Source organism: Rossellomorea sp. ABR4_004 (assembly GCF_056159585.1).
Genome location: NZ_JBSWVM010000019.1, coordinates 1 through 347, shown reverse-complemented (window position 1 = coordinate 347; position 347 = coordinate 1). Strand labels below are relative to the sequence as shown.

Below are 347 nucleotides of genomic sequence, written 5' to 3'. Positions count from 1 at the left end.
GCCATAACGCTCAAACGTTTCTCTCCATCGCCGGAGACATCGTTTAGGCTGGTCCTTCCCAATCATTTCAATATCAAAACCATGTTCAATGAAGATTTGTGAAGGGATCTTCCCGTTTTTATATTCTTTAACTGCATTTATTTTAAACTTAGGGCTGTAGGAAATCGAGCGTTCGGAAACACTTGTGATATTCGAATTCTTCTTCAGTTCTTTCATTTGAAATTCACTATAAAGCTTCTTACTCATCTAAAAACCTCCGTCCATTTTCATTAATTCTATTGAAACACAAAAAAACCCGGATAAGGGGCACTTTTTTATCAGTGTCCGTTATCCGGGGTATAGTTCAT

1 protein-coding gene is annotated in these 347 nt (G+C 37.5%); it reads right to left on the bottom strand.

Going from position 1 to position 347, the window contains the following annotated elements; genetic code table 11:
- The coding region (locus tag ACXAF2_RS23515; protein WP_475142164.1) for an HTH domain-containing protein at positions 1-246 on the bottom strand (246 nt) is incomplete at its 3' end.
- Positions 247-347: the final 101 nt, after the last annotated feature.